At 48.1% G+C, this 5,289-nt stretch carries 2 tRNA genes and 3 rRNA genes; all 5 read left to right on the forward strand.

What is annotated here, in order from left to right:
- Positions 1-105: 105 nt before the first annotated feature.
- Positions 106-1,621 (forward strand): 16S ribosomal RNA (locus tag BUC17_RS13770).
- An 88-nt stretch (positions 1,622-1,709) separates the two neighbouring features.
- Positions 1,710-1,783, forward strand: a tRNA-Ile gene (locus tag BUC17_RS13775).
- 131 nt (positions 1,784-1,914) lie between these two features.
- Positions 1,915-1,988 (forward strand) — tRNA-Ala (locus BUC17_RS13780).
- 166 nt (positions 1,989-2,154) lie between these two features.
- Positions 2,155-5,029: ribosomal RNA gene (locus tag BUC17_RS13785) — 23S ribosomal RNA — on the forward strand.
- Positions 5,030-5,176: 147 nt separating this feature from the next.
- Positions 5,177-5,286, forward strand: a 5S ribosomal RNA gene (rrf, locus tag BUC17_RS13790).
- The 16S, 23S and 5S rRNA genes sit together here with 2 tRNA genes alongside, the layout of an rRNA operon.
- Positions 5,287-5,289: the final 3 nt, after the last annotated feature.

Here is a 5,289-nt window from a genome sequence, read left to right on the forward strand (position 1 = left end):
AAGTTCATAGACATATTGGATTGACAGCAAAAATTAAGAGAGAGTAAGGCTAATCGATATGGATTAGAATTAAGCTAGAACCCGAGTCAAAAAAATCAAAAATCTACGATGAAGAGTTTGATCCTGGCTCAGGATGAACGCTAGCGGCAGGCCTAACACATGCAAGTCGAGGGGTAGAGGAAGCTTGCTTCCTTGAGACCGGCGCACGGGTGCGTAACGCGTATGCAATCTACCTTTTACAGAGGGATAGCCCAGAGAAATTTGGATTAATACCTCATAGTATATATCATTCGCATGTTTGGTATATTAAAGTTCCAACGGTAAAAGATGAGCATGCGTCCCATTAGTTAGTTGGTAAGGTAACGGCTTACCAAGACGATGATGGGTAGGGGTCCTGAGAGGGAGATCCCCCACACTGGTACTGAGACACGGACCAGACTCCTACGGGAGGCAGCAGTGAGGAATATTGGTCAATGGACGCAAGTCTGAACCAGCCATGCCGCGTGCAGGAAGACGGTCCTATGGATTGTAAACTGCTTTTGTACGGGAAGAAACCCTCCGACGTGTCGGAGCTTGACGGTACCGTAAGAATAAGCATCGGCTAACTCCGTGCCAGCAGCCGCGGTAATACGGAGGATGCGAGCGTTATCCGGAATCATTGGGTTTAAAGGGTCCGTAGGCGGTTTAATAAGTCAGTGGTGAAATCTGGTCGCTCAACGATCAAACTGCCATTGATACTGTTAGACTTGAATTACTGTGAAGTAACTAGAATATGTAGTGTAGCGGTGAAATGCTTAGATATTACATGGAATACCAATTGCGAAGGCAGGTTACTAACAGTGGATTGACGCTGATGGACGAAAGCGTGGGGAGCGAACAGGATTAGATACCCTGGTAGTCCACGCCGTAAACGATGGATACTAGTTGTTTGGATTTATCTGAGTGACTAAGCGAAAGTGATAAGTATCCCACCTGGGGAGTACGAACGCAAGTTTGAAACTCAAAGGAATTGACGGGGGCCCGCACAAGCGGTGGAGCATGTGGTTTAATTCGATGATACGCGAGGAACCTTACCAAGGCTTAAATGGGAGACGACGTATTTGGAAACAGATATTTCTTCGGACGTCTTTCAAGGTGCTGCATGGTTGTCGTCAGCTCGTGCCGTGAGGTGTCAGGTTAAGTCCTATAACGAGCGCAACCCCTGTTGTTAGTTGCCAGCGAGTGATGTCGGGAACTCTAGCAAGACTGCCGGTGCAAACCGTGAGGAAGGTGGGGATGACGTCAAATCATCACGGCCCTTACGCCTTGGGCTACACACGTGCTACAATGGCCGGTACAGAGAGCAGCCACTGGGCGACCAGGAGCGAATCTATAAAACCGGTCACAGTTCGGATCGGAGTCTGCAACTCGACTCCGTGAAGCTGGAATCGCTAGTAATCGGATATCAGCCATGATCCGGTGAATACGTTCCCGGGCCTTGTACACACCGCCCGTCAAGCCATGGAAGCTGGGGGTACCTGAAGTCGGTGACCGCAAGGAGCTGCCTAGGGTAAAACTGGTAACTGGGGCTAAGTCGTAACAAGGTAGCCGTACCGGAAGGTGCGGCTGGAACACCTCCTTTCTAGAGACGTTAAGGGGAATTGATTTTAGGAAATAGGATTAGAATTACTCTCGCTGTTGATTCAAAAAATAAGTAAGCATAAATACAGAGTCTCGTAGCTCAGCTGGTTAGAGTACTACACTGATAATGTAGGGGTCGGCAGTTCGAGTCTGCCCGGGACTACTTTTTTCAATTTGAGGATGTGAAAATTTGAAGATTTGAAAATGTTTTTTTGCTTAAAAAGGAAATTCTGGAGGTTGAGTAACCGTTTGAAGTACTGTTAACTGAAAACTGTTAACTGAACACTAGAAAACGGGGGATTAGCTCAGCTGGCTAGAGCGCCTGCCTTGCACGCAGGAGGTCATCGGTTCGACTCCGATATTCTCCACGAATTGATTTGAAGATTAATCAATTTGAAGATTTGAAGATTCGTTTTCAAATTCTCAACTCATGAAATTTTCAAATTAATAAAAGTTCATTGACATATTGTGATAAGATAAAATACAAACAAAGTAGAAAGCACAGGCGCTTATTTTAGTAATAAGCACCAACATACATAAGCAAAATAAGGGCGTATGGGGGATGCCTAGGCTCTCAGAGGCGATGAAGGACGTGATAAGCTGCGAAAAGCTGCGGGGATTGGCACATACGAATTGATCCGCAGATATCCGAATGGGGCAACCCAATACATTGAAGATGTATTACTCCGATAGGAGGGCGAACCCGCTGAACTGAAACATCTAAGTAGGCGGAGGAGAAGAAAACAATAGTGATTGCGTGAGTAGTGGCGAGCGAAAGCGTAGGAGCCCAAACCAGAGTTGTTGCGGCAATTCTGGGGTTGTAGGACCACGATATTTGATGCTAATTGAACTGGAACTACCTGGAAAGGTAGACGATACAAGGTGATAGTCCTGTACAGGTAAGAGAAGTTATTGATAGTGGTATCCTGAGTAGGGCGGGGCACGTGAAACCCTGTCTGAATTTGCCGGGACCATCCGGTAAGGCTAAATACTCCTGAGAGACCGATAGTGAACCAGTACTGTGAAGGAAAGGTGAAAAGAACCGTGAATAACGGAGTGAAATAGAACCTGAAACCATACGCTTACAAGCGGTCGGAGCCCTTTAATGGGGTGACGGCGTGCCTTTTGCATAATGAGCCTACGAGTTACCGTTGCTGGCAAGGATAAGTACTTCAGGTATGGATCCGTAGCGAAAGCGAGTCTGAATAGGGCGCTTGAGTCAGTAGTGGTAGACGCGAAACCGTGTGATCTACCCATGGGCAGGATGAAGCTGTGGTAACACATAGTGGAGGTCCGAACCGGTTGACGTTGAAAAGTCTTCGGATGACCTGTGGGTAGGGGTGAAAGGCCAATCAAACTCGGAAATAGCTCGTACTCCCCGAAATGCATTTAGGTGCAGCGCTGATATTGAGTTATATAGAGGTAGAGCTACTGATTGGATGCGGGGGCTTCACCGCCTACCAATTCCTGACAAACTCCGAATGCTATATAATATGATCAGCAGTGAGGGCATGGGTGCTAAGGTCCATGTCCGAGAGGGAAAGAACCCAGACCATCAGCTAAGGTCCCCAAATGTATGCTAAGTTGAACAAACGCGGTTTGTCTGCCTTGACAGCTAGGATGTTGGCTTGGAAGCAGCCATTCATTTAAAGAGTGCGTAACAGCTCACTAGTCGAGCGGACGAGCATGGATAATAATCGGGCATAAGTATACTACCGAAGCTATGGACAGAATATTCTGTGGTAGGGGAGCATTCTAACAGGGCCGAAGGTGTAGCGTGAGCTATGCTGGACTGGTTAGAAAAGAAAATGTAGGCATAAGTAACGATAATGCGGGCGAGAAACCCGCACACCGAAAGACTAAGGTTTCCTCAGCTATGCTAATCAGCTGAGGGTTAGTCGGGTCCTAAGGCGCACCCGAAAGGGGAAGTCGATGGCCAACGGGTTAATATTCCCGTACTACTTGTAATTGTGATGGGGTGACGGAGTGATGAAAGTACCGCCAACTGACGGAATAGTTGGTTAAAGTACGTAACTAAAGGCCTTGTAGTAAAATGCGCAGGGACTGGTGAAATACGATAGTACACGGCGTCTTCGGACAAAGTGATAGTGTACCTAAGGGCTTCCAAGAAAAACCTCTAAACTTAGATTACAAGTACCCGTACCGTAAACCGACACAGGTAGTCGAGGAGAGAATCCTAAGGTGCTCGAGAGATTCATGGCTAAGGAATTAGGCAAAATAGACCTGTAACTTCGGGAGAAAGGTCGCCAGCAGCAATGCTGGCCGCAGTGAAAAGGTCCAGGCGACTGTTTATCAAAAACACAGGGCTCTGCAAAATCGTAAGATGAGGTATAGGGCCTGACACCTGCCCGGTGCTGGAAGGTTAAGAGGAGATGTTATCTTCGGAGAAGCATTGAATTGAAGCCCCAGTAAACGGCGGCCGTAACTATAACGGTCCTAAGGTAGCGAAATTCCTTGTCGGGTAAGTTCCGACCTGCACGAATGGTGTAACGATCTGGACACTGTCTCAGCCATGAGCTCGGTGAAATTGTAGTATCGGTGAAGATGCCGATTACCCGCAGTGGGACGAAAAGACCCTGTGCACCTTTACTATAGCTTAGTATTGACCTTGGATAAGTGATGTGTAGGATAGGTGGGAGACTATGAACCGGGTTCGCCAGGATTCGGGGAGTCATTGTTGAAATACCACCCTTTGCTTATCTGAGGCCTAACCCCGCTATGCGGGGGACATTGCTTGGTGGGTAGTTTGACTGGGGTGGTCGCCTCCAAAAGAGTAACGGAGGCTTCTAAAGGTTCCCTCAGCACGCTTGGTAACCGTGCGTAGAGTGCAATGGCATAAGGGAGCTTGACTGAGAGACATACAGGTCGATCAGGTACGAAAGTAGAGCATAGTGATCCGGTGGTTCCGCATGGAAGGGCCATCGCTCAAAGGATAAAAGGTACGCCGGGGATAACAGGCTGATCTCCCCCAAGAGCTCATATCGACGGGGGGGTTTGGCACCTCGATGTCGGCTCGTCACATCCTGGGGCTGGAGAAGGTCCCAAGGGTTGGGCTGTTCGCCCATTAAAGTGGCACGCGAGCTGGGTTCAGAACGTCGTGAGACAGTTCGGTCTCTATCTACTGCGGGCGTTAGAAATTTGAGTGGATCTGATTCTAGTACGAGAGGACCGAATTGGACTGACCTCTAGTGTATCTGTTGTCTCGCCAGGGGCACCGCAGAGTAGCTACGTCGGGAAGGGATAAGCGCTGAAAGCATATAAGCGCGAAACCCACCACAAGATGAGATTTCTTTTAAGGGTCGTGGGAGATGACCACGTTGATAGGCTATAGGTGTAAAGGCAGTAATGTCATAGCCGAGTAGTACTAATAACCCGTAAGCTTATGTATCGATACCGTCCCGAGTAATCGGGACGGGTCAGCTTTGTTTACCTTATCTTATCGCAGTGTGTTAAGACATTAGTCTCGTTAGTTTCGAGACGGTTTTGCTTGTTGCAGTGTTGGTATGCCAACCACTGACAAGACTAACCAACCTCTTAAGGTGGTTATTGCGTCGGGGCTCACCTCTTCCCATTCCGAACAGAGAAGTTAAGCCCGACAGCGCAGATGGTACTGCATAACTGTGGGAGAGTATGTCGCCGCCTTGTTTT

Source organism: Flavobacterium fontis, from assembly GCF_900129405.1.
Classification (GTDB): Bacteria; Bacteroidota; Bacteroidia; order Flavobacteriales; family Flavobacteriaceae; genus Flavobacterium; species Flavobacterium fontis.